Origin of the sequence: Trinickia fusca (assembly GCF_003628145.1) — a bacterium.
GTDB classification, from domain to species: domain Bacteria; phylum Pseudomonadota; class Gammaproteobacteria; order Burkholderiales; family Burkholderiaceae; genus Trinickia; species Trinickia fusca.
In genome coordinates, this window is record NZ_RBZV01000021.1 from 21,811 (window position 1) to 43,023 (window position 21,213).

The following is a 21,213-nucleotide window of genomic DNA, read 5'->3' on the forward strand; positions in this document are numbered from 1 at the left end:
TTCCATGCCCTATGCCAACGTCAACGGTGTCGAGCTCTATTACCGGATCGACCAGGATTCGCCGGCCGATGCCCCCTGGCTCGTGTTGTCGAATGCGCTCGGCAGTGACGTCTCGCTGTGGTCGCCGCAGATCGACGCGCTTGCTCGCGTGTTCCGCGTGCTGCGCTACGACACGCGCGGTCACGGGCGCTCGAGCATCCCGCCGGGCCCTTACACGTTCGAACAGCTGAGCGACGACGTCGTCGGGCTGCTCGATACGTTGGGCATCGAACGCGCCCACTTCTGCGGGATTTCGATGGGTGCGATGACGGGCATTGCCTTGGCGGCGCGCTACCCTCAACGCGTGAACCGGGTCGTGATCGCGCAGACGACGCCTCGCAACGGCGCACCGCCGCAGGTCTGGCCCGCGCGGGCGCAAGAGGCGCGGGCGAGCGGCACGAGGGCGCTGGCTGTCGCGACCATGGAGCGCTGGTTCAGTGCGGACTTCATCGAGCACGAACCGGTCATATGCGCGGCGATCCGCGACGTGATCACGCATACCGATCGCGAAGGCTACGCGAACTGCTGCGAGGCGATCGGGGCCGCCGATCTGACGGCTTACGTCGCGCGTATCGCCGCACCGGTACTCGTGATCGGCGGCACGCACGACGTCGCTGCGCTGCCCGAGCAGACGCGCGCGCTGGCGGCCGCCCTGGCCGATGGGCGTCATGTCGAACTGGATGCGTTCCATATCTCGAACGTCGAGCGGGCCGAGGAATTCACGCAGGCGCTGCTCGCGTTTCTGAACGGCAACGCTTGACTGAGGAACGGTGCACCGGCCGGCGCCGCCGTGCACGCTATCGTGCCTGACGCACCGGTCCGTTCGTCATTCCTCGGCGTCGTGCTCGGCGACGAAGCGGGTCAGGCAGGCGCGCAAGGCGGCCTCGAGCGCGCGATGATCGGCCACGCTTTTCGATCCCGCTTCGGCTTCCTCGCCGAAGAGCGTGGGCGGCGCGCAATGGACGCTCACCTCGAGCCCTTCTCGCAGCACGCGGATCTCATGCGTGTCTTCGAGGTATTCGGCGATCCAATGGACGCCTTCGATATGGATGCCGGTACGAACGGGTGTTTTCATCCGAATCCCCCTGTGGCAGCACAGCCGTGCGAGCACGTGCGCGGCATCTCGCGCCGCCTGAGATAAAGGGTACGCTCCTCGCGCGGCGTCTGCATCCGTCGCGCGGGAAAGCGCAGTCATGGCGAAGCTCAGTGGCTGATCGCTTCGAGCGCACGGCCCTTCGTCGACGGCCCAAGCAGGATCACGACGATGCCGACGATCATCGATGCGCCGATGAAGAGCGCCACGCCGGGCACACCGTACTTGTGCAGCAGGATACCGATCGCCAGGCCCGCGAACGCGGCCGCGATGCGGCTCCACGAATAGACGAAGCCGACCGCGCGGGCCCGCACGCGCGTCGGATAGAGCTCGGCCTGATAGCCGTGATACGCGTACGACATGACGTTCGCGGCGAGCGTGAACAGTACGCCGAGCACGATCAGCAGCGCCGGCTCCGAGACTTGCGAAAACAGCGCGATGACGATGCCCATGATGAGCAGGCCGCCGCAGATCTGCGTCTTGCGCTCGATCTTGTCGGCAAACAGCGTGCCCATCAGCGGGCCGAACGGGTTGGCGATGGCGATGATGAACGCATATTGCAGGCTCGCGGTGACGTGAACGCCGCGATGGATCAGCAGCGTGGGCACCCATGCCGCGAAGCCGTAGAAGCCGATGACCTGCGCCATGTTGAAGATCGACAGCATGATGGTGCGCTTCAGGTACAGCGGCCCGAAAATCTCGCGATACGAGCCGCGGCCTTCCATCTCGGCCGACACGCGCTGTGGCGTGGGTAACGCGATGCCTTTCTCGGCGGCGACGCGCTGCTCGATGCTGGCAACGATGCGTTCGGCTTCTTCCAGGCGGCCGTGGCGCGCGAGCCAGCGCGGGCTTTCGGGAATGTTGCGGCGGATGATCCAGACGGCGAGCGCGCCGAATGTGCCGATCAGCATCACGACGCGCCAGTACTCGAGGCCGAACGGTTGCGTGTCTTTCAAAATGTAAGCGAGAAACGCGACGACGGGCACGACGCTGAACGTGATGAACTGGTTGACGGCATACGCCTTGCCGCGTTCGGGGCTCGGAATCAGCTCGGAGATGTACGAGTCGATCGTGACGAGTTCGACGCCGATACCGATGCCGGCTAGAAAGCGCCAGATGTTGAGCGTCATACCCGAGTGCTGGAACGCCATGATGGCCGTGCACGCCATGTACCAGATCAGCGACCACGTGAAGATGAATCGGCGTCCGAAGCGATCGGCGACGAAGCCGAACACGAGCGCCCCGAGCCACAGGCCGACGAACGTCGCGAACACGAATGTGCCGAAGCCGGCGACGGCAAGTGGCGCGAGCGCGGCGAAGAAACCTAGCGACTCGGGCTTGAACAGGCCCGATTGCACCATGCCGGGGGCCACATAGCCAGTGAAGAACAGATCGTAGAACTCGAAAACGCCACCGAGCGAGATCAGGATCACCATTGTCCAGACCGTGCGCGACGGCGGCAGCCGGTCGAACCGTGCCGCGATCTCAGCCGATTTCTGATTGGACATTTGCGCCTCTTTGATTTTTCTGAGTTGTGCTGACAAATGCTCTGACGACGGCGGCTCCATGAGCGCCCAGTCCACTGTCGCATGTCGGCGGCCGTCAAACAATGAGTGCGAACACGGACAGGCATGCGTCGTGCGGTGGCGCTGCTTTCGGGAGCGTTTGCTTAATTGTTTGAGGGCCGTCTATGGGATGGCGCCGTTGCCGGCCGGCGAGGCGGCGGCGGGCAACGACGTGGAACGACAGAGATCGATTCGATGAGGTCGCAGAAGGCGACCGATTGCCCTTATCGCACAGCCGACAGCACTTCTCGCACCGTGTCGAACATCCGTGCGATCTGCTCTTCCTCGACGATCAGCGGCGGCGAAAACGCAAGAATGTCACCCGTGAAACGAATCAGCACGCCGGCCTCGAAGCACTTCACGAAGACCTCATAAGCCCGTGCACCGGGCGCGCCTTCCCGCGACTCGAGCTCGATACCGGCCACGAGCCCGAGATTGCGCACGTCCTTCACATGCGGCGCGTCGGCCAGCGCATGGGCGGCACGCTCGAACGCCGGTGCAAGCCGGGCCGCGCGCGCGAACAGGTCCTCGCGTCGATACAGATCGAGCGTTGCGATCGCGGCGGCACTCGCAGCCGGGTGCGCCGAATAGGTATAGCCATGAAAGAGCTCGATCGCGCCCGGCATGCCGCTTTGCACGATCGCGTCGTGCACGGCGCGGCTCGCCGCGACGCCGCCCATTGGAATGGCCGCGTTGTTCATCGCCTTCGCCAGCGTGATGAGGTCGGGCGTGACACCGAAGTATTCGCTGGCGGTCGCTCGACCGAGTCGGCCGAAACCCGTGATGACTTCGTCGAAGATCAGCAGGATGCCGTACTTCGTGCAGATTTCACGCAGCCGCTTCAGATAGCCCTGTGGCGAGATCAGGACGCCGGTCGAGCCGGCGACGGGCTCGACGATCACTGCCGCAATCGTCGACGGATCGTGCAGCGTGACGAGCCGCTCGAGTTCGTCGGCCAGATGCGCACCCCACGCCGGCTCGCCCTTCGAAAACGCGTTGTGTTCGAGGTTGTGCGTATGCGGTAGATGATCGACGTTGCCGAGCAGCGCGCCCGAGAACGTCTTGCGATTCGACGAAATGCCGCCCACCGAAATGCCGCCGAAGCCGACACCGTGATAGCCACGTTCGCGCCCGATCAATCGCGTGCGCTGGCCTTCGCCGCGCGCGCGGTGATAAGCCAGCGCGATCTTCAACGCCGTATCGACGGCTTCCGACCCCGAGTTCGTGAAGAAGATACGGTCGAGCCCTTCCGGCATGATTTCGGCCACTTTCGCGGCCGCCTCGAACGCGAGCGGGTGACCCATCTGGAATGTCGGCGCGAAATCGAGCGATTCCGCGGCATTTTTCACGGCGGCCACGATCTCGTCGCGGCAGTGGCCGGCATTCACGCACCACAAGCCTGCGCAGCCGTCGAGCACTTCGCGGCCATCGCTGGCGCGGTAGTACATGCCGCGCGCCGACACGAGCAGGCGCGGCGCCGCTTTGAATTGACGGTTGGCGGTGAAAGGCATCCAGAAATTCGACAGGTCTTCGATCGTCGGGCGGGAGGTCACGATGTTTCTCCTGGTTCGAGTTCGTTCAGGCTATGCGATCAGCGAGAGGGCGCACCAGCGCGGGGGTGTCACGACTGTAGCGCCCGCCTTCCGACGTTGGACATGCACAGTCGACCGACTGCGCTGCCAACTGTGCTGGTAAATTGACGGCAACCGTATTGGAAGAGGTGGGGGCCTGCCATGATCGAACTGAACCTGGCGCGCGGTCGCGGCCGCGCGTCGACGCTCGTCGAGCAGCTCGTCCGTGCTTTCGCCGAGGCGATCGAGACGCAGGCGCTACGCGCGGGCGCCGTGCTGCCGTCGGTGCGTCAGCTCGCGCAGCAGCAGGACTTGAGCACCTTCACGGTGACCGAAGCCTATGGCCGTCTGGTGTCGATGGGGCTCGTCGTGGCGCGGCGCGGCTCCGGGTATCGCGTGGCGGCGCGTGCGGCCTCCCCGCGCGCAGCCATGCCGGCGTGGCAACCGCCGAGCCTGACCGCGACCTGGCTGCTATCGGATGTCTACGCCGATCGCTCGGTGCCGATCAAGGCCGGTTGCGGCACGTTGCCGAACGAATGGATCAACGAAAGCGGGCTGCATCACGCGCTGCGCGCGCTCGCGCGGGTGCCGGCCGCACGGCTCGCCGACTACGGACATCCGTATGGTTTTGCCCCCCTGCGCGAACGCATCGTCGAACAGCTCGATCGCCTCGGCATGCCGGCCGAACTCGAGAACGTGCTGCTCACGCAAGGCGCCACGCAAGCGCTCGACCTCGTCGTGCGCACGCTGCTGCGGCCTGGCGATGCGGTCGTCGTCGAAGACCCCGGCTACTGCAATCTGCTGCAAATCCTGAAGCTTGCGGGTCTGCACGTGTACGGCGTACCGCGCACGCCGACGGGACTCGACGTCGAGGCGCTCGAGCGGATCGTCGAGTCCCATCGTCCGCGGGCGATCTTCGTGAACACCGTACTTCAGAACCCGACCGGTGCGAGCTTTGGCATGGCCTCGGCGTTCCGGCTCGTGCAGATAGCGGAGCGTGCCGGCATCTGGATCGTGGAAGACGACGTGAGCCGCGAGCTCGCGCCGTCGGGCGTGCCGTTGATTGCCGCGATGGAAGGCCTGGAGCGCGCGGTGTACGTGAGCGGCTTCTCGAAGACGATTACGCCGGGTTTGCGGTGTGGATACGTCGTGGGACAACGCGACGTGCTGCGCGAGCTCGCGCGCACGAAGATGGCGGTCGGGCTCACGTCGTCGGAGACGATCGAGCGCATCGTGGACAAGGTGATCGTCGAAGGACGGTACGCGCGCCATGTCGAGCGCGTCGACGAGCGGCTGAAGGAAGCGCACGCGATCGTCGAGGCGCGCCTTGACGAGCTCGGTTTCGAGGTATTTCATCGTCCGAGGGCGGGGCTGTTTCTATGGGCGCGCTTGCCGATCGATGCCGAGCGCGCGGCACAGGTGGCCACCGCCGCGCTCGCGGATGGCATCTGGCTCGCGCCGGGCTCGTACTTTCGTCCCGACGATGCACCCAGCGCATGGTTTCGCTTCAACGTGCCGCATTCGACCGACGACGCGTTGTGGCACTTCATGCAGCGCATCGCGTAGCGCTGACCGGGCTCGCCGTACTCGTCGCGCCGCGTAAAAAAATTTTCGAGCCGATGTCGAGTCGGCGTGTGCTCGCTCGTCGTGGGAATGAAGCGTCGCGAAACGACGGACCGTGCCAGATCCGTCGCGAAGCTTTCATTTCTTCCAATGTGCTAACAGGAGCCACATGATGTCCACGTCATCCGTGAAGCCAATTCCCGAAGGTATGCATTCGCTGACGCCGTATCTGGTCTGTGCAGGCGTGGCCGAGGCGATCGAGTTCTACAAGAAGGCGTTCGGCGCCGTCGAGCTGCACCGCATGACGGGTCCCGACGGCAAGATTGCGCATGCGCAGATCCGGATCGGCGATTCGGTCGTGATGATGAGCGACGAATCACCGCAATGCGGTTCGATGGGCCCGAAGGCGCTCAAGGGCACGCCCGTCAGCTTGTACGTGTACGTCGAGAACGCCGATAAGGTCTTCGAAACCGCCGTTGCGGCCGGGGCGATCGTGAAGATGCCCCTCGCCGACATGTTCTGGGGCGACCGCTGGGGCCACATCGAAGACCCGTTCGGTCACCAGTGGCACATTGCGACGCATATCCGCGACGCCACCCCTGAAGATCTCGAACGCGCGATGCGCGAGGCTCCGAAGAGCTGACCACCCCACGCTAGCACGGCGCAGCCGGGTCGTCCGAGGGCCTGTGATCCGCGTGAACGGGCCCTAGTGCTTTTCGCGGTGATCGGCTGTGCCGAGCTTCCAGTAGCTGGTCGCGTTGACCGCCTCGCGCGGCAGGCCGCGTTCGAATAGCAGATGGTTGCGCACGTTGCGCACCATCGAGGCCTCGCCCGCGATCCATACGCGATGGCCGAGCGCATCGATGTTGACGTCGCGCACGAGCGCTTCCATCTGTCCCGTCGTGCCTGGCTGCGCGCGCCCCGCATAGAGCCAGCGCATGGCCAGTCGCGCGGGGCTGCGCAGCGTCTGCTCTTCACGCACGTCGGCCACTTCCACGATCGCCTGCACGTCGGCCGATTCGGGTAGATGCCGCAGGATCGACGCGATGGCCGGCAGCGCCGTCACGTCGCCGATCAAAGTGTAATGCTGGGTCGTGGGGTCAACCTCGTAGCCGCCGCGCGGCCCGGCGATCTCGATGCGCTCGCCGGGCTTCACGCGCCTGGCCCACGTCGTTGCCGGCCCTGCGTCGCCGTGCAGCGCGATGTCGATATCCATGCGGTGCGCGCCGCGATCGAGTGCGCTGATCGTATAGGCGCGGCCGGCGCTGCCCCCGCTCATGAGCGGAACGTACATCTTGACCCACTGGGCGGGCAGTACCGCCTTCATCGCGGCCAACCCTTCTCCCGTCACGCTGATGCGCCGCATGTGCGGCGTCAGATCGTGGATGTGAACGACTTCCACGGCCAGCGGTGGGGGCGTCTTCGACTTCTGCTTCGTAAAGAAAAACATGTCGATGCTCGCTTGTTTTGATTTAGTGCCTCGCGCGCTCTCTCGCGCGATGGATCGTGGCCGATTGATTCGTGAAGCAGGCGACCGAGCGTGTCATTCTGCCGTGTCCTGGGAATCGCTGCATACACGTCGCAGACACGTGCGCAGCCAGCGATGCGCGCAATCACCTTCCAAGCGCGGGTGCCAGATCTGCGACACCGTCACGTCGGGCGTGGCGACCGGCAGGCGGAACGTGAACATGCCGGCGCGCGCGGGCTCGGTCTGCCGCTCGGGCACGTTGGCGACGAGCTCGGTCGAGCGCGCGAGGGCCAGCGCAGCGGGAAAGCTCGGCACGATCATGCTGACCGTGCGCTTGAGATCGAGGTCGCGCAGCGCATCGTCGATGGGCCCGAACGGATGGCCGCGCCGCGACACGCTGACGTGGCGAAACGCGGCGTAGCGCTCCGGCGTGATCTCGCCCTCGGCGAGCGGATGACCGGCGCGCACGACGCCGACGAAGCGGTCGCGAAACAGCGCCTGAATGCGCAGCTCCGGTGCCATGTTGCTGACGACGCCGATCTCGAGATCGGCGATGCCGTCACGTAACATCGCGCCGCTCTTGTCGGGTTTGGCGGCGAAGCGCAGGCGCACGTTGGGCGCTTCCTGCTCGACCAGCCCCGCAATGCGTGCCCCGTAGCGCTCGATGAAGCCGTCGTTCGCGCGAACCGTGAACGTTCGTTCGAGCGAGGCGAGATCCAGGTGGACCGATGGGCGCAACACGTTCTGAGCATCGGCCACCACGGCGCGGACCTTGCCGCGCAACTCCAGCGCAAGCGGTGTCGGCACGAGGGCATGGCCGGCGCGCACGAGCAACTGGTCCCCGGTGACGTTGCGCAGACGGGCCAGTGAGCGGCTCATCGCGGATGGGCTCAGTTCCAGACGTTGCGCGGCGCGTGCGACGCTTTGTTCGGTCAGCAGCACGTCGAGTACGACGAGCATATTGAGGTCGATGGTGGATGACATGGCGGCTACCCCGTTCATGGCGCTGTAATCACGAATATAGTGCGCCTCACGCTTCTTCCGCAGTGCGACAACTGCGATTATGCTGATTGCGACACGAAAAAAGGCTCGTAAGCCAAGGGCTTCATGTTGCCAGAGAGCGGTCAAGAGGCACGGCGTCCCCATCCGTACACACTCGATAATTCATGCCTCGAAGAAGCCGCTAATTCTAGCTGTTCTATTTGTTCCCTCCTGAGCTGTCGGGAATTTTTAAACGCCGCCGTCCGATCCGTGCTGGCACGGACCGATCGTTTGTTGCCGTCGGTCCGGATGGCGAATGAAGCAAGTAACTTGCGGGTATTGCTTTCTTTTGCGGAGCAGAATATGGAGCAACTGATTAAGCACGAGAACTTTGTGCCGCCTTTGCCGTTGCGTGGCGATGCAAGGGGAGTGTCGCCACTTAGCGAGCGTGAATGCGAGGTCCTGCGCTGGGCCGCCGTGGGAAAAACGTCATGTGAAATCGGAATGATTCTCGGGGTCACCGAGCGCACGATTAACTTTCACGTGGCCAGTGCCATTTCAAAACTGAATGCGTCGAATAAGACGCACGCTGCCGTAAAGGCAGTCATATTGGGGATCATCGCGTTCAACTAGCACCCACTACCGGCCCGAAGGCCTCGCATTTTGCGAGGCCGGGCCGACCAGGACAGCGGTGCGTCGCTCAACTCGCCAGCACGCCTTGAAACTCTTCCACGCGTGCCTTGAATTCGTCGGGAACCGCAAGCGACACGTTATTCGTATAGTCATACATCACATGCGTCGAATACCCCTTCGCTACGATCTGGCCGTCATCCGAATCGAGCCTCATCAGGTGCTCGATATCGAAGCTCTTCGAACCGAAACGCGTGATGCTGCTACATACCTTTAACCGGTCGCCATAGTGCGCCGGCTTGACGTATTCGCATGCCGTTTTGACCATGATGTGCGGAAGCTTTTCCGAAAGCGGTAGCTCGAGCAGTGCATGCATGAAAGTCAGGTATGCGTGCTGCAGATAGTCGTAATACACCGTGCTGCTCACGTGCCCCATCGCATCGACGTCACGATACTTCACCTCGATCGGTGTTTCGAAATGCTTCTTTTCCATTTGTGTCTCCACGGGAGTTCGTACAAGAAACCGTTCGCGCTTAAACGCGTGGAAACACTATAGATTTATTCATCACCCAATAAACTGAGAGAACTGCCAGTGACGGCAGGTTTCTGGAAGATCTGCCAGTTTTCGCGATGCCTTTGCTCCGTTCTAATGCGTCCCATCCAATCGGGGTGCAGCAGGAGCAGAGAAACATGGATGATGTGATCGACAACAGGGCGTTGCCTTCCCGCACGGCACGACTCGTTTCGCCCGCGCAATTGCGCGCTTTCCTGCCGGCCAGCGCGCCGACCAATGGGCTCGTGCGCCGCACCCGCGATGCGCTGACTCGCATCGTACGGCGCGAGGACACGCGCATCGCGCTGATCGTCGGGCCGTGCTCGATTCACGACACGCGCTCGGCGCTCGAGTATGCGACGCGTCTTGCCTCGCTGCGTGATGCCTATCGCGACGCGCTCGAAATCGTCATGCGTGTGTACTTCGAAAAGCCGCGCACGACGGTCGGCTGGAAAGGCTTGATCAACGACCCCCGGCTCGACGGCAGCTATCGCATCGCTGAGGGGCTCGAGCGCGCGCGGCGTCTGCTGCTCGACATCCATGCGCTGGGCTTGCCCGCTGCCACCGAATTCCTCGATCTCATGACGGTGCGTTATCTCGACGACCTCGTGTCGTGGGCCGCAATCGGTGCGCGTACGACTGAATCGCCGATGCATCGCCAGGCCGCCTCGGGGCTCGGCATGCCGATCGGCTTCAAGAACGGCACTGACGGCGGCGTGAAGGTGGCGATCGATGCGCTCGTCGCGGCGCATTCGCCGCATCGCTATCTCGCCTTGTCGATGGACGGGGGGATCGAAGCCGTAGCAAGCGATGGCAATCCGTCCGCGCATGTCGTGCTGCGCGGTGGGAAGAAGCCCAATTACGACGCGGCGAGTATCGACGCCGTGTGCACCGATCTTGCGCGCGCGGGCATGGCGCAGACCGTCGTCGTCGACGCGAGCCACGGCAACAGCGGCAAGGTCGCGCAAGGACAAACGGCCGTGTGTCGCGATCTCGCCAAGCAGATCGCCGATGGCGAGGGCCGCATCGCTGGCGTGATGATCGAGTCGCACTTGTCGCACGGCCGCCAGGACCTGATTCCGGGTGTGCCGCTCGCGTATGGGCAAAGCATCACCGACGAATGTCTGGGTTGGGACGACACCGTCGAATTGATTCACACGCTGGCCGGTGCGGTGCGCGCGCGGCGGCGTTCTGCGCTCTATCGGAGCGCGCTGGCGCAACACGCCTTTTCCGACTGACAAGGAGGATCACTTGAACGCACCTATCGAAGTACCCATCAAGCTCGATTGGAAAGGCGAGGGCGCAAGCCGCACTCCGTTCGAGGCCTACACGAGCGAGGCGCTCTATCAGCGCGAATTGGAGCGCCTGTTCTATGCCGGGCACTGGTGCTACATCGGGCTCGTGGCCGAGATTCCGAATCCGGGCGACTTCCAGCGCACGGAAGTCGGCGAGCGTTCGGTCATCATGACGCGCACGAATGAAGGCGAGGTCGCCGTCTTCGAAAACGCGTGCGCGCACCGCGGCATGCAGTTCTGCCGCGAGCGCTCGGGCAACACGCAGGACTTTCACTGCCCCTATCATCAGTGGAACTACGACCTGTGCGGCAACCTGATCGGCGTGCCGTTCCGTCGCGGTGTGCGTCAAGGCGGCAAGATCAACGGCGGCATGCCGGCCGATTTCGATCCGAAGAACCATGCGCTGCGGCGGCTGCGCGTGTCGACGCGCGGCGGCGCGGTGTTCGCCTCGTTCGACCAGAACGTCGAATCGTTCGAGGACTACCTCGGTCCTGAGATCCTGCATTACTACGATCGCCTTTTTCATGGCCCGAAGCTCACGGTGCTCGGCTATACGCGTCAGCGCATTCCGAGCAACTGGAAGCTAATGGTGGAGAACATCAAGGATCCCTATCACGCAGGCCTGCTGCACACCTGGTTCGTCAACTTCGGGCTGTGGCGTGCGGACAATCCGGCCCAACTCGTCACCGACGCGCATCATCGGCACGGCGCGATGATCTCGATCCGCAGCGGTGGCGGCGGTGGCGAAGTTACGCACAACGTCACGAGCTTCAAGGACCGCATGACGTTGAACGACGACCGCTTCCTCGACGTCGTGCACGAGCCGTGGTGGGGCGAGCCGACCGTCGTGATGCTGACGCTGATGCCGAGCGTGATCATCCAGCAGCAGGTCAACGCATTGTCGACGCGACGCATCCGCCCGATCAGCCCGGGCGTGTTCGATTACGTGTGGACGCATTTCGGCTTCGAGACCGACGACGAAGCGATGACGCGCCGTCGCTTGCGGCAGGCGAATCTGTTCGGCCCGGCTGGGTTTGTCTCGGCCGACGACGGTGAAGTGATCGAATGCGTGCAGCAGAACTTCGACACGATCAAGGAAGGCAACGTGTACAACGAACTGGGCGGGCGGGAGGTCGACGATCGCACCGACCACATGGTCAGCGAGACGCTCGTGCGCGGCATGTACCAATACTGGCGCCAAGTGATGGAGGCTTGAATGACGGCGACAACGACAACACTGAACGTCTCGGCCCGCCATGCGGACACCGCTCCGCGTCTGAGCTTCGACGAGTACTACGAGCTCGTGACGTTCTACTCGCACTACGCGTCGGTGCTCGATACCGGCGAATGGGATGCATGGCCCGAGTTCTTCGTCGAAGAGTGCGTCTACAAGGTGATTCCGCGCGAGAACCACGAACGCGGCTATCCGCTCGCCGTCATGGACTTCGAAAGCAAGGGCATGCTGAAGGACCGCGTCTACGGCATCAAGGAGACGCTGTTCTTCGACCCGTACTATCAGCGGCACATCATCGGCATGCCCTTCGTCAAGGCCGTGCACGGCGATGTGCTCGAAGTCGAGGCCAATTACGCCGTGCTGCGCACCAAGACCGAGCAGATGAGCGACGTCTACAACACGGGGCGCTACATCGATCGCATTCGCCGTACGCCGCAGGGGCTGCGCGTCGAATCGCGACTGTGCGTCTATGACAGCGAGATGATTCCGAACTCGCTGATCTATCCGGTGTAAGGAGCGAGCCATGAGCGAGAGATGGCATGACGTATTCGATGCGGGCACGTTGCGCGAGCAAGGCCTGACCAACGTGATCGTCGAAGGTCGCGACGTTGCGCTCTATGCGGTCGACGACGAGGTCTTCGCGAGCGACAACCGCTGCACGCACGGCGATGCGCGTCTGAGCGACGGCTTTCTGCTCGGCGACGAGATCGAATGTCCGCTGCACCAGGGGCGCTTCAGCCTGCGCACCGGCGAACCAATGTGCGCGCCGCTGCAACGTCCGGTGCGCGTCTTCCCGGTCAAGATCGAGGGCGGGCGCGTGTTCGTCTCGGTCGACGGCGATGAGCAGGCAGTCGACGTTGCCGTGTCTGCCTGCGCGCAGGGTTGCGCGGAGGGTCGCTGAGATGACGGCATACGTGGTGGTGGAAGTGGAGATTCGCGACGCCGAAGCGTTTGCCGCCTACCGTAAGCTCGGGGTGCCCAGCATCGAACAGTACGGTGGCCGTGTGCTGGCACGCAGCGACGATGCGCTGTCGCTCGAAGGCGAGTGGCATCCGCCGCGCATCGTCGTGCTCGAGTTCGAGAGCGTCGAGCACGCGCAGCGCTGGCATGCGTCGCCCGAATATCAGGCCGCACGGCAGTTGCGCGTGAACGCGGGGACGACGCGCAGTGTCGCATTCCCCGCGCTTTGATCGCTTTCGTTCACACGTCTCTCGCTCACTCCAAACGCATCGAATCAGAACAGGAGAACCGTATCCATGACGGCATATGTGATTTTCGACATCGACGTGCACGACAACGAGGGCTATCAGGAATATCGCCGGCTCGGTGCGCCGACGGTCGCGCAATACGGTGGGCGCTTCATCGTGCGTGGCGGTGCGGCCGCCAACCTCGAAGGGACCTGGGAGCCCAAACGCATGATCGTGATCGAGTTCGACTCGGCCGAGCAAGCGCGTGCATGGCATAGCTCGCCTGAATATCAGGCAGCCAAAGCGATTCGCGACTGCACCGCGAACAGCGTGGCCATTGTCGTCGACGGCGCCTGATCGGTTGTCTGTTCTTCTCTTTATAGATCGGCTCGCGCGTGTGCCTGCCGGGATCACATAGCGCATACGCGTGATGTCTCTTCTTGTGTTTGAAGGAGCCTTCGATGGACGGCATGTCTTTAACGAACAATGGTGCCGCGCGCGTTGCAATCGTTGGCGCGGGCATCGGCGGCAGTGCACTTGCGGCCCTCATGCAGGGTCTGGGCTACACCGTGACCGTCTACGAGCAGGCGGAGCGTTTCATGCGCGTAGGTGCGGGCATTCACTTGAGCCCGAACCTCATGCGCGTGATGCGCCGGCTCGATTTGCATCGTCAGGTGCTGGTGAGCGGTCAGGAGCCGGCGGGTTTCCTGAACCGCGATGCCTACGACGGCGACATGCTGTATGCCCTCGAGCTCGGAGAAGCGGCGCATCGGCAATTCGGCGCACCGTTCGTCGCGTTGCGGCGCGGCGATCTGCATGCGGCGCTGATGTCGGCCGTGGCGCCGAACACCGTGCAATGGGGCAAACGGCTTGCCGGCCTCGATTGGCGTGGCGAGACGATCGAGCTCTCATTCGAGGATGGCACGCGTGCCCATGCCGACATCGTCATCGGTGCCGACGGCCTGCGCTCGCGCGTGCGCAGCGCGCTGTGCGGTTTCGAGCAGCCGACGTTCTCGGGGCAAGTCGCGTTTCGCGGCTCGTATCAGCGGGCGTTGCTTGGCGGCTTGCGCGTGGACGATCTGACGAAGTGGTGGGGCGACGAGACGTTCGTGCTGTCGTACTGGCTCGATCACGCGCGCCAGGACTTCTACTTTGCAGCCATGATGCCGCAGAGCGAATGGCCCACAGAGGCGTCGTCGATGCCTGGCGATCTCGACGAAATGCGTGCTCGCTTCGCCGACTTTCACCCCGACGTGCGGCACATGTTGGCTCGCGCGCCACAAGGCAGCGTGACGAAGTGGGCGCTGTTCGAGCGGCCGGCACGTTTCGAATTCGGCAACTCGCGCGTGCTGCTGATCGGCGACGCTTGCCATCCGATGCGGCCATTCATGTCGCAAGGTGCGGCCATGGCACTCGAGGATGTGGCCACGCTGATCCGTGCGCTGATGGGGGCCGGCGACTTCGGCTCCGCGTTCGCGACGTTTGCGGCCACGCGCGCCGAGCGGCTTGGCGAAGTGCATCGCGTGTCGTCGGCGAACACCTTCATGCGCGGGCCGACGCAACCGGAATGGGTGTTCGGGTACGACGCGTTGACGGCGCATCCGTCGGCGAGATTGCCGGCGCTGCATACGCCGCGTGCGATGGCGATGGCCGCATGAGGTGATTCGAACGGCGGTGGATTTCACGTCGCCCATTGCCTGATCGAGGTAATGGGCGATTTGCTGTTTGGGCTAACGCAAGCATTGCGCAAGACGATGCATGGAAATAATTTCTGATTCCGTGAGGTCCAAGAATTGATCTCGGAAAATATTTCCACTTAATGCATGTGATGCATTTCGGGTGCCCCGTAGTGTGATGCTGCTTACTATCGCTTTCCTTTTGCTCGTCAATTAAAATTCGCACCCTATCAAGCGACCCAGGCTGACGAAGAAAGGAATGGCGGTATGAGCTCAAATAGGCTTTATGACGCACTGGTCAACGGCAATCCGCAATACAACCGCTTGATCAAGCTCGACACGCCGCTCGGCACCGACTGCCTGCTGCCGCTACAGGTCAAGGGCACGAGCCGTCTGGGCCGCGATTACGAATTCGTCGTCGACGTCGTCACTACGCGTCGAGAAATCGAATTGCAATCGCTGATTGCGCAGCCCGTTACGTTGTGGATTCAGCAGACCGACGGCACTTATTTGCCGCATCACGGCTACGTCCATGCATTCAGCCGCCTGGGTTCGGACGGCTATCTGACGTACTTCCAGTTACGGTTTTCCTCATGGCTGTATTTCCTGCGCTTGCGCCGCGATATGCGCGACTGGCAGGAGCAAAGCGAAGAGCAAATTCTCGCCGACGTCTATCACCAGCATCCGCAGGCCAATTTCCGCTTTGAGTTGCGCCGCACGCGCCCGCAGTCGTCGTATTGCGTGCAGGCCGATTCCGATTGGAATTTCACGCATCGGCGCATGGAGCCGGCTGGCATGTTCGGGCGGTTCGAGCAAGCGCAAGATGGCAAGTCGCATACGTGGGTCGTGATGGACGATGCGTTCTTCGTGCCGCCGCTCGGTCAGCAGACGGTGCGCTTCAGCCGCGCAGGCCTCGACGATGAGGCCGACGGCCTGACGCAGTGGGTCGAGAAAGGACAGCTCGACAGCGCGCAACTGACCACGCGTACGTTCGACTACAAGCGCTCCGATCTGAACAAGGAGATCGTCACTTCGCGCGAAGACGTGCCGGCACAGAATCGCCTGCCCGCCGACGGCGAGATTTACGACTACACGGGGGCTTATAGCTGGGGCCAATCCAAGGACGGCGAGTTCTTTGCGCGCATCCGCATGGAGGAATGGGAATCTCGGTCACGCCGTTTTCATGGTGTAGGTGGCTTGCGCAACGCGATGCCGGGACGCTGGTTCGAGCTGCAAGGCCATCCGATTCACGACGAAGGTCAGCAGACCGATCGCGAGTTCCTGATCGTCGCAGTCGACTGGATCATCCGGAATAACCTGCCCGGTGCCAACGGCAGCGTCGACTTTCCTGAAAGCCTCAACGTGGAGCTCGAGCAGGCCCGTGCTGCGCACGGTCAGCAAGGTGGCGAAATCGTGAGTCATCCTGATGGTAGCGAAGGCTTCTATCGCATCGAACTTGAAGCGCAACTGCGGCGCGTGCCGTTCCGGAGCCCGTTCGAGCATCGCAAGCCGAGGATGCGACTGCAAAACGCGATCGTCGCCGGACCGGACAAGGAAGAGGTCTACACCGACGAACTCAATCGCGTGAAAGTGTGGTTCCCGTGGAATCGGCGCAATAGTGGCGACGAGCGTGCCTCGTGCTGGGTCCGTGCAGCGTTTCCCGATGCGGGTGGCACGCGGGGCGGCACGTTTCCGTTGCGCAAGGGCGATGAAATTCTCGTCGGATGGCTCGAGGGCGACTGCGATCGCCCGGTGATTCTGAGCCGCATGCACGGCGGCGATACGGCACCGATCTGGAACACGCATGGGCTGCTGTCGGGCCATCGCTCGAAGGAGTACGGCGGCAGCGGCTACAACCAGATCGTGATGGACGACTCGACGGGACAGAATCGTGTGCACCTCTACACGACGACGGCGCAGTCGCATCTACACCTGGGCTATTTGATCCAGCACACCGACAACACGCGCGGCGCGTATCTGGGCACGGGCTTCGATTTGAAGTCCGATGCCTATGGTGCGCTGCGCGCGGCGCAAGGTCTGTACGTCACGACGCACGCTGCTTCGGCGGGCCAACCGATGAGCGCGGGGCCTGCCAGCGAGCAACTGGTCAATGCCGAGAGCGTGATGGACGCGATGTCGCAGGCGAGTGCCACAAGCAAGGCCGAGACCTTGCAGGCGGGCGAGGATGCGCTGAAGAAGTTCACCGACGCCACGCAGCACAGCGTCGCTGGCAGCGAATCGAACGGTGGCCGCACGGCTGGCGGTGGCACGGGCAACGCAAACGGCTTTGCCGATCCGATCATGCTGATGGCGAGCCCGGACGGTATCGGCTTATCGACGCAGCAGTCGACGCACGTCATCGCGAACGAGCAGGTCAACGTCGTGAGTGGCCAGAGCACGCATGTGGTGACGGGCAAGTCGTTGCTTGCGAGCATGGGACAGATGATGAGTCTGTTCGTGCAGAACGCGGGCATGAAGCTCTTCGCCGGTAAAGGCCAGGTGGAGATTCAAGCGCAGAACGACGCGATGGCGCTGACCGCGCTGAAGGATCTGACGATCACGAGCTCGGACGGCAAGATCACGCTCGCGGCGTCGAAGGAGATCTGGATCGGGGCGGGTGGGTCGTACATCAAGATCAACGGCAGTCAGATCGAGAACGGTACGTCGGGGCAGATTCTCGAGCGGGGGGCGTCATGGTCGAAGGAAAGCGCGGCGAACATGAACTACCCGTTGCCGTCGCCGCGTCCGGATCAGGCAGGGCAGCTCGAGCTATTGCATCGCTACGCCAATAAGGAAGCGGTCAAGCATGGCGCGTTTTCGGTTTATGACGCGGGTGGCGCGTTGCTCAAGACCGGCGCGCTCGATGGCGCGGGGCACATGATCGTCAGCGGGCTGCCCGCGGGAGTGAAGAAGGTCGTGTTTGGGGACGATCCGCGGGAGCAGGATCACGATCCGAGCCGGTTCGAGGTGGCGGAGTGGCCGGCGAAGGCTGATGAAGGGAAAGGGGCCGGTGCTTCGCAGACGCAAAGCGAGCTAGGTGGGTTGATGCCGGATAGCGATGGGCCTGGCGGGGCGGCGGGTTTGGGGAAGGTGGCTGGCGTTGGCAGTGTCCCGGGTTCGGCGAGTCTCGCGAACACGATGGGCGGGACGGCCGTGAACGGCATCGGTAAGAACGCTGGCGCGCTAATGGGTTTAGCCGCGCAGGCGACGCAAGGTACCGGCGCGCTCGCGAAGGCCGCCGAGGGGCAAGCGTTGGGGCTTGCTCAACAAGCGCTGACAAAGGCGCTGCCGACGGGGATGCAACCCGCGTTGTCGCAAGCATCGCAACTAGGTGCGGCGGCTCAGCAGATGAGTGGGGCGGTGCAGATGGCGCGTAATGCCATGCCGATGGCGAAGTCGCTCTGATCTCTCAGGCCGTGCTGGCAAGCATGGTTACGCTGGCTCTCACGTTCTACACCAATCAAAAAAAGAAGGATGATCATGGCCGAAACGGGCGTCCTGCAACCGAAACCGACCGACGTGTTCGTTTCGCCACTGTTCGACCTGAAGCCGATCGACGTCCATGCGAGCGTCGATGCCATCGATAAGTGGCTGCAAAGCATCAGTAACGGATGGATTACGGTTGAGCGGTTGAAGTCCGTCGCCGAGAACGCTCCGATTCTCGCGAACATCTTCGCGGCAGCCGATGCCGTGCTCGACATCAAGGCAATGGTCGAGCACGGCGATAAACCCGTCGACGCGTTCGATTGGCTCAATCTCGGTGTCGACTTGATCGGCGTGGTGCCGATTCCACCGGGAACGGCTGAATTGCGTTTGGGCGCGCGGCCTCTGCTGAAGCTGTTGCGCCAAGAGATTGCCAAGAGCGGCAAAGCGCTTGTAGAAGGTGCCGCGTTCGAGTTGCGCGATGCCGTGATCAGCGCGATGGTGGCGAACCTGAACGAGCGCTACGCGGGCGAGATCGAGACGTTCATGAAGCGGCTGCGGGCGGGCTTGGCCGAGGTGCTGAAGCACAGTGCCGAGTTCATCGAGAAGCTGATGAACGCGCTTGCGGACCTCTTTGCAGAGGCAGCGGGTGAGAAGCACCTGAGCGTGACGGGTAACCTGCACGCGGCCGGGAAACACGCCGAGGACGTGGCTGAGGGCTTCAAGTCCTACGACGGGCGACGCGTGGTGTATGGCACGGGCAAGTTCCTGCTCGACTTCGTCAAGATCGAGTGCAAGGCGGCGATCAATGTGACGGCAAGCGCGGCCAAGATGATCGACGCGCAGGCCAGCGCTCACTTGATGAAGGTGTCGACGTTTCTGCGCGGGCATATTCCGGAAGTGACCAGGCGCGTGCGCGAGCTCGACGGTGAGGATGTCGGCAAGATCGGTTGGCTCATCTCGATGGGCGAGCAGGGCGTCGTGCGCTGGCGTGAGCGCACGCACCACAACATGCACATGACGGCGACGCCCGAGAAGGGTAGTGCGAAGGTTGAGCACGTGAAGCAGGAAGGGCGCGTCGACACGACGCGTGTCACGGCTCAGGCCCAGCACCCGGGCGCGGGTCCTTGCAAGCAGAGCTGTCCGGTGAAAACGCCGCCGGCCAGCACCCCCAGGTCGGTGGGCTTTGCGCTCGGTGATGAGCGGATCGAACACGAGGACTTCGTGCTGGAGGGACCACTGCCGATCGTGTGGCAGCGGACCTATCGGTCGTTCTTCGATGCTAACGATGCACATGGCGAGCTTGGGGCACGGTGGATTACGCCGTACACGACGCGCTTTGATATCCGCGAGAATGAACTCGTCTATCACGGTGCGGATGGGCGGAGCCTCACGTATCCGCTGCTGGCCCCAGAGCAGAATCATCGAGATCCTTCCGAGAATTTGTCGCTGCTGCGGCTCAGCGATGACCAGCTCATGCTCACGCGCAGCTACGAGTTACTGGAAGCCTACGAGCGCCACGGCGATACGTTCCGCCTGAGCATGATCCGCACACGTGCCGGCCATCAGATCGTTGTCGACTACGATGCGCAAGGTCGCTTGCTGCGGCTGATCGCTGGTCACCAGCAAGTGGCCTTCAAGTGCGACGAGCGGGGGCTCATCGTTCAGATCTCGCATCACAACGATGCAGGGGATCGGATCGGGACGTTGGCTCGCTATGCCTACGATGATGCGGGCGATTTGGTAGCGGCGTTCGATCGTTACGACAACAGGCGGCAGTATCAGTACCAGCATCATCTGGTGACGCGCTACACGGATCGTACCGGTCGCGGCGTGAACCTCGAATGGGATGGTACGGGGCCGAAGGCAAAGTGTGTGCGCGAATACGCGGACGGTGGCAGCGATGAAGTGCGCTTGGCTTGGCATCCCGACATGCGGCGTGTGTTCGTCACGGATGCCCTGGGGAGCGTGACGCAGTACGACTATGACATCAAAGGCTATCCGTTCCGTGTCGTGTATGCGGACGGTAGCGAAGAGTGGATGTACCGCGACAAGGATGACAACCTCACGCAGTACATTCATCGCGATGGCAGCGTCGAACGCTTGGCATATGACGAGCGTGGCAACTTAATCGGCCATCACCGTACCGATGGCAGCCTTGTCGAGTTCGCGTACGACGAGAAGGATCAGATAACTCGCCTGACCGATCCGCACGGTCAGGTGTGGAAGCGCGCGTATGACCAGAAGGGCAACGTCACCGAGCAAATCGACCCGCTGGGTCACAAGACCGAATACAGCTACGACGGCCAAGGGCGGCTGACTGAAATCAAGGATGCCAAGGGTGGTACGAAGGCGCTCGCGTACGACGACACTGGGCTGCTCAAGAGCTACAGGGACTGCTCGGGAAAGACCACCAAGTGGGCCTATGACAGCCAAGGTCGCCTGACCGAAACGAAGGATGCGGAAGGCGGTGCGACTACGATCGAATACGGCCCGAACGGGCATCCGATCGCGATTCGTGCTCCGGGCAGTGTCGAGCAACTGAGCTATGACGCTGAGGGGCGGTTACTGAGCCACACCGATGGCTTGTCGCGCACGACACGTTACACCTATGACGAGGCGGGGCGGATCGCGCGTCGTCGAGACGCGCTCGATCAAACGCTTGCCTATCGGTACGACCGCGTAGGGCGTCTCACGGCGTTGACCGACCAAAACGGCGCGACCTATCGGTTCGCTTACGATCCGGTGGGCAAGCTGCTCGAAGAGACGGCGTTCGACGGCAAGACCACGCGCTATACATACCAAGAAGGTAACGGGCGATTGCTCTCGGTTGAAGAGGCCGGCCAAGTCACTCAGTTCGAGCACGATCGTGGCGGGCGCTTGGCACGGCGCGTTGCGGATGGCGTCGAAGAGCACTTCATGTATGACCAGAGCG

The 21,213-nt window shown here is 62.9% G+C and carries 19 protein-coding genes; 13 read left to right on the plus strand and 6 right to left on the minus strand.

What is annotated here, in order from left to right; all coding sequences use genetic code 11:
• The first annotated feature begins 4 nt into the window (after nucleotides 1-4).
• A complete protein-coding gene (gene pcaD / locus D7S89_RS26105; protein ID WP_121281776.1) occupies nucleotides 5-799 on the plus strand; it encodes a 3-oxoadipate enol-lactonase in 795 nt (264 codons plus the stop codon).
• Between the two features lie 66 nt (nucleotides 800-865).
• Here pcaD and D7S89_RS26110 read toward each other — a convergent pair whose 3' ends face one another.
• From D7S89_RS26110 to aptA, 3 genes are all read right to left on the minus strand, one after another.
• On the minus strand, nucleotides 866-1,114 hold the full coding sequence (locus D7S89_RS26110; protein WP_121281777.1) for a hypothetical protein: 249 nt from the start codon (nucleotides 1,112-1,114) through the stop codon (nucleotides 866-868).
• A gap of 128 nt (nucleotides 1,115-1,242) precedes the next feature.
• Entirely contained in the window at nucleotides 1,243-2,568 is a 1,326-nt protein-coding gene (locus tag D7S89_RS26115) for an MFS transporter (protein ID WP_121281792.1), read from the minus strand.
• Nucleotides 2,569-2,921: 353 nt separating this feature from the next.
• Nucleotides 2,922-4,250, minus strand: a complete 1,329-nt coding sequence (gene aptA, locus D7S89_RS26120; RefSeq protein ID WP_121281778.1) for an omega-aminotransferase AptA — start codon at nucleotides 4,248-4,250, stop codon at nucleotides 2,922-2,924.
• A 180-nt stretch (nucleotides 4,251-4,430) separates the two neighbouring features.
• On the opposite strand from aptA, the gene D7S89_RS26125 reads away from it, so the two are divergent.
• Together D7S89_RS26125 and D7S89_RS26130 are read left to right on the plus strand one after the other, a co-directional pair.
• Complete coding sequence (locus D7S89_RS26125; RefSeq protein WP_121281779.1) at nucleotides 4,431-5,834, plus strand: aminotransferase-like domain-containing protein; 1,404 nt, start codon at nucleotides 4,431-4,433, stop codon at nucleotides 5,832-5,834.
• A gap of 169 nt (nucleotides 5,835-6,003) precedes the next feature.
• On the plus strand, nucleotides 6,004-6,474 hold the full coding sequence (locus D7S89_RS26130; protein WP_121281793.1) for a VOC family protein: 471 nt from the start codon (nucleotides 6,004-6,006) through the stop codon (nucleotides 6,472-6,474).
• 63 nt (nucleotides 6,475-6,537) lie between these two features.
• Here the strand turns inward: D7S89_RS26130 and D7S89_RS26135 are convergent, their stop codons facing one another.
• Nucleotides 6,538-7,281: a siderophore-interacting protein gene (locus D7S89_RS26135; RefSeq protein WP_121281780.1), complete on the minus strand. Its 744-nt coding sequence runs from the start codon at nucleotides 7,279-7,281 to the stop codon at nucleotides 6,538-6,540.
• Nucleotides 7,282-7,374: 93 nt separating this feature from the next.
• Nucleotides 7,375-8,283, minus strand: a complete 909-nt coding sequence (locus D7S89_RS26140) for a LysR family transcriptional regulator (RefSeq protein ID WP_121281781.1) — start codon at nucleotides 8,281-8,283, stop codon at nucleotides 7,375-7,377.
• A 360-nt stretch (nucleotides 8,284-8,643) separates the two neighbouring features.
• Here D7S89_RS26140 and D7S89_RS27695 point away from each other — a divergent pair, with 360 nt between their 5' ends.
• A complete protein-coding gene (locus tag D7S89_RS27695; RefSeq protein ID WP_220702211.1) occupies nucleotides 8,644-8,913 on the plus strand; it encodes a helix-turn-helix domain-containing protein in 270 nt (89 codons plus the stop codon).
• Nucleotides 8,914-8,980: 67 nt separating this feature from the next.
• Here the strand turns inward: D7S89_RS27695 and D7S89_RS26150 are convergent, their stop codons facing one another.
• Complete coding sequence (locus D7S89_RS26150) at nucleotides 8,981-9,403, minus strand: acyl-CoA thioesterase (RefSeq protein ID WP_245983322.1); 423 nt, start codon at nucleotides 9,401-9,403, stop codon at nucleotides 8,981-8,983.
• A 197-nt stretch (nucleotides 9,404-9,600) separates the two neighbouring features.
• Between D7S89_RS26150 and D7S89_RS26155 the strand changes: the two genes are divergently transcribed.
• From D7S89_RS26155 to D7S89_RS26195, 9 genes are all read left to right on the plus strand, one after another.
• Nucleotides 9,601-10,701 (plus strand): 3-deoxy-7-phosphoheptulonate synthase, encoded by a 1,101-nt coding sequence (locus D7S89_RS26155; RefSeq protein ID WP_121281784.1) that lies wholly within the window; start codon nucleotides 9,601-9,603, stop codon nucleotides 10,699-10,701.
• 13 nt (nucleotides 10,702-10,714) lie between these two features.
• The gene (locus tag D7S89_RS26160) at nucleotides 10,715-11,974 is read left to right on the plus strand and encodes an SRPBCC family protein (RefSeq protein ID WP_121281794.1); all 1,260 of its coding nucleotides are present in this window, start codon (nucleotides 10,715-10,717) and stop codon (nucleotides 11,972-11,974) included.
• The gene (locus D7S89_RS26165; protein ID WP_121281785.1) at nucleotides 11,975-12,505 is read left to right on the plus strand and encodes an aromatic-ring-hydroxylating dioxygenase subunit beta; all 531 of its coding nucleotides are present in this window, start codon (nucleotides 11,975-11,977) and stop codon (nucleotides 12,503-12,505) included.
• A 10-nt stretch (nucleotides 12,506-12,515) separates the two neighbouring features.
• Nucleotides 12,516-12,893, plus strand: coding sequence for a non-heme iron oxygenase ferredoxin subunit (locus D7S89_RS26170; RefSeq protein WP_121281786.1), 378 nt, complete (start codon nucleotides 12,516-12,518; stop codon nucleotides 12,891-12,893).
• 1 nt (nucleotide 12,894) lies between these two features.
• The gene (locus D7S89_RS26175; protein ID WP_121281787.1) at nucleotides 12,895-13,182 is read left to right on the plus strand and encodes a DUF1330 domain-containing protein; all 288 of its coding nucleotides are present in this window, start codon (nucleotides 12,895-12,897) and stop codon (nucleotides 13,180-13,182) included.
• A gap of 66 nt (nucleotides 13,183-13,248) precedes the next feature.
• A complete protein-coding gene (locus D7S89_RS26180; RefSeq protein WP_121281788.1) occupies nucleotides 13,249-13,536 on the plus strand; it encodes a DUF1330 domain-containing protein in 288 nt (95 codons plus the stop codon).
• Between the two features lie 104 nt (nucleotides 13,537-13,640).
• Nucleotides 13,641-14,837 carry an FAD-dependent monooxygenase gene (locus D7S89_RS26185; protein WP_245983324.1) on the plus strand — a complete coding sequence of 399 codons (1,197 nt, stop codon included), beginning with the start codon at nucleotides 13,641-13,643 and terminating at the stop codon, nucleotides 14,835-14,837.
• A 285-nt stretch (nucleotides 14,838-15,122) separates the two neighbouring features.
• On the plus strand, nucleotides 15,123-18,260 hold the full coding sequence (locus D7S89_RS26190; RefSeq protein WP_121281789.1) for a type VI secretion system Vgr family protein: 3,138 nt from the start codon (nucleotides 15,123-15,125) through the stop codon (nucleotides 18,258-18,260).
• 75 nt (nucleotides 18,261-18,335) lie between these two features.
• Nucleotides 18,336-21,213: DUF6531 domain-containing protein (locus D7S89_RS26195; RefSeq protein WP_220702212.1), on the plus strand; the 2,878-nt coding region annotated here is incomplete at its 3' end.

Bases quoted from the DNA above. Each gene is read 5' to 3' on its own strand.
- pcaD (WP_121281776.1), top strand. From the start codon at position 5: ATGCCCTATGCCAACGTCAACGGTGTCGAGCTCTATTACCGGATCGAC.
- D7S89_RS26110 (WP_121281777.1), bottom strand. From the start codon at position 1,114: ATGAAAACACCCGTTCGTACCGGCATCCATATCGAAGGCGTCCATTGG.
- D7S89_RS26115 (WP_121281792.1), bottom strand. From the start codon at position 2,568: ATGGTGATCCTGATCTCGCTCGGTGGCGTTTTCGAGTTCTACGATCTG.
- D7S89_RS26125 (WP_121281779.1), top strand. From the start codon at position 4,431: ATGATCGAACTGAACCTGGCGCGCGGTCGCGGCCGCGCGTCGACGCTC.
- D7S89_RS26130 (WP_121281793.1), top strand. From the start codon at position 6,004: ATGTCCACGTCATCCGTGAAGCCAATTCCCGAAGGTATGCATTCGCTG.
- D7S89_RS26135 (WP_121281780.1), bottom strand. From the start codon at position 7,281: ATGTTTTTCTTTACGAAGCAGAAGTCGAAGACGCCCCCACCGCTGGCC.
- D7S89_RS26140 (WP_121281781.1), bottom strand. From the start codon at position 8,283: ATGTCATCCACCATCGACCTCAATATGCTCGTCGTACTCGACGTGCTG.
- D7S89_RS27695 (WP_220702211.1), top strand. From the start codon at position 8,644: ATGGAGCAACTGATTAAGCACGAGAACTTTGTGCCGCCTTTGCCGTTG.
- D7S89_RS26150 (WP_245983322.1), bottom strand. From the start codon at position 9,403: ATGGAAAAGAAGCATTTCGAAACACCGATCGAGGTGAAGTATCGTGAC.
- D7S89_RS26155 (WP_121281784.1), top strand. From the start codon at position 9,601: ATGGATGATGTGATCGACAACAGGGCGTTGCCTTCCCGCACGGCACGA.
- D7S89_RS26165 (WP_121281785.1), top strand. From the start codon at position 11,975: ATGACGGCGACAACGACAACACTGAACGTCTCGGCCCGCCATGCGGAC.
- D7S89_RS26170 (WP_121281786.1), top strand. From the start codon at position 12,516: ATGAGCGAGAGATGGCATGACGTATTCGATGCGGGCACGTTGCGCGAG.
- D7S89_RS26175 (WP_121281787.1), top strand. From the start codon at position 12,895: ATGACGGCATACGTGGTGGTGGAAGTGGAGATTCGCGACGCCGAAGCG.
- D7S89_RS26180 (WP_121281788.1), top strand. From the start codon at position 13,249: ATGACGGCATATGTGATTTTCGACATCGACGTGCACGACAACGAGGGC.
- D7S89_RS26185 (WP_245983324.1), top strand. From the start codon at position 13,641: ATGGACGGCATGTCTTTAACGAACAATGGTGCCGCGCGCGTTGCAATC.
- D7S89_RS26190 (WP_121281789.1), top strand. From the start codon at position 15,123: ATGAGCTCAAATAGGCTTTATGACGCACTGGTCAACGGCAATCCGCAA.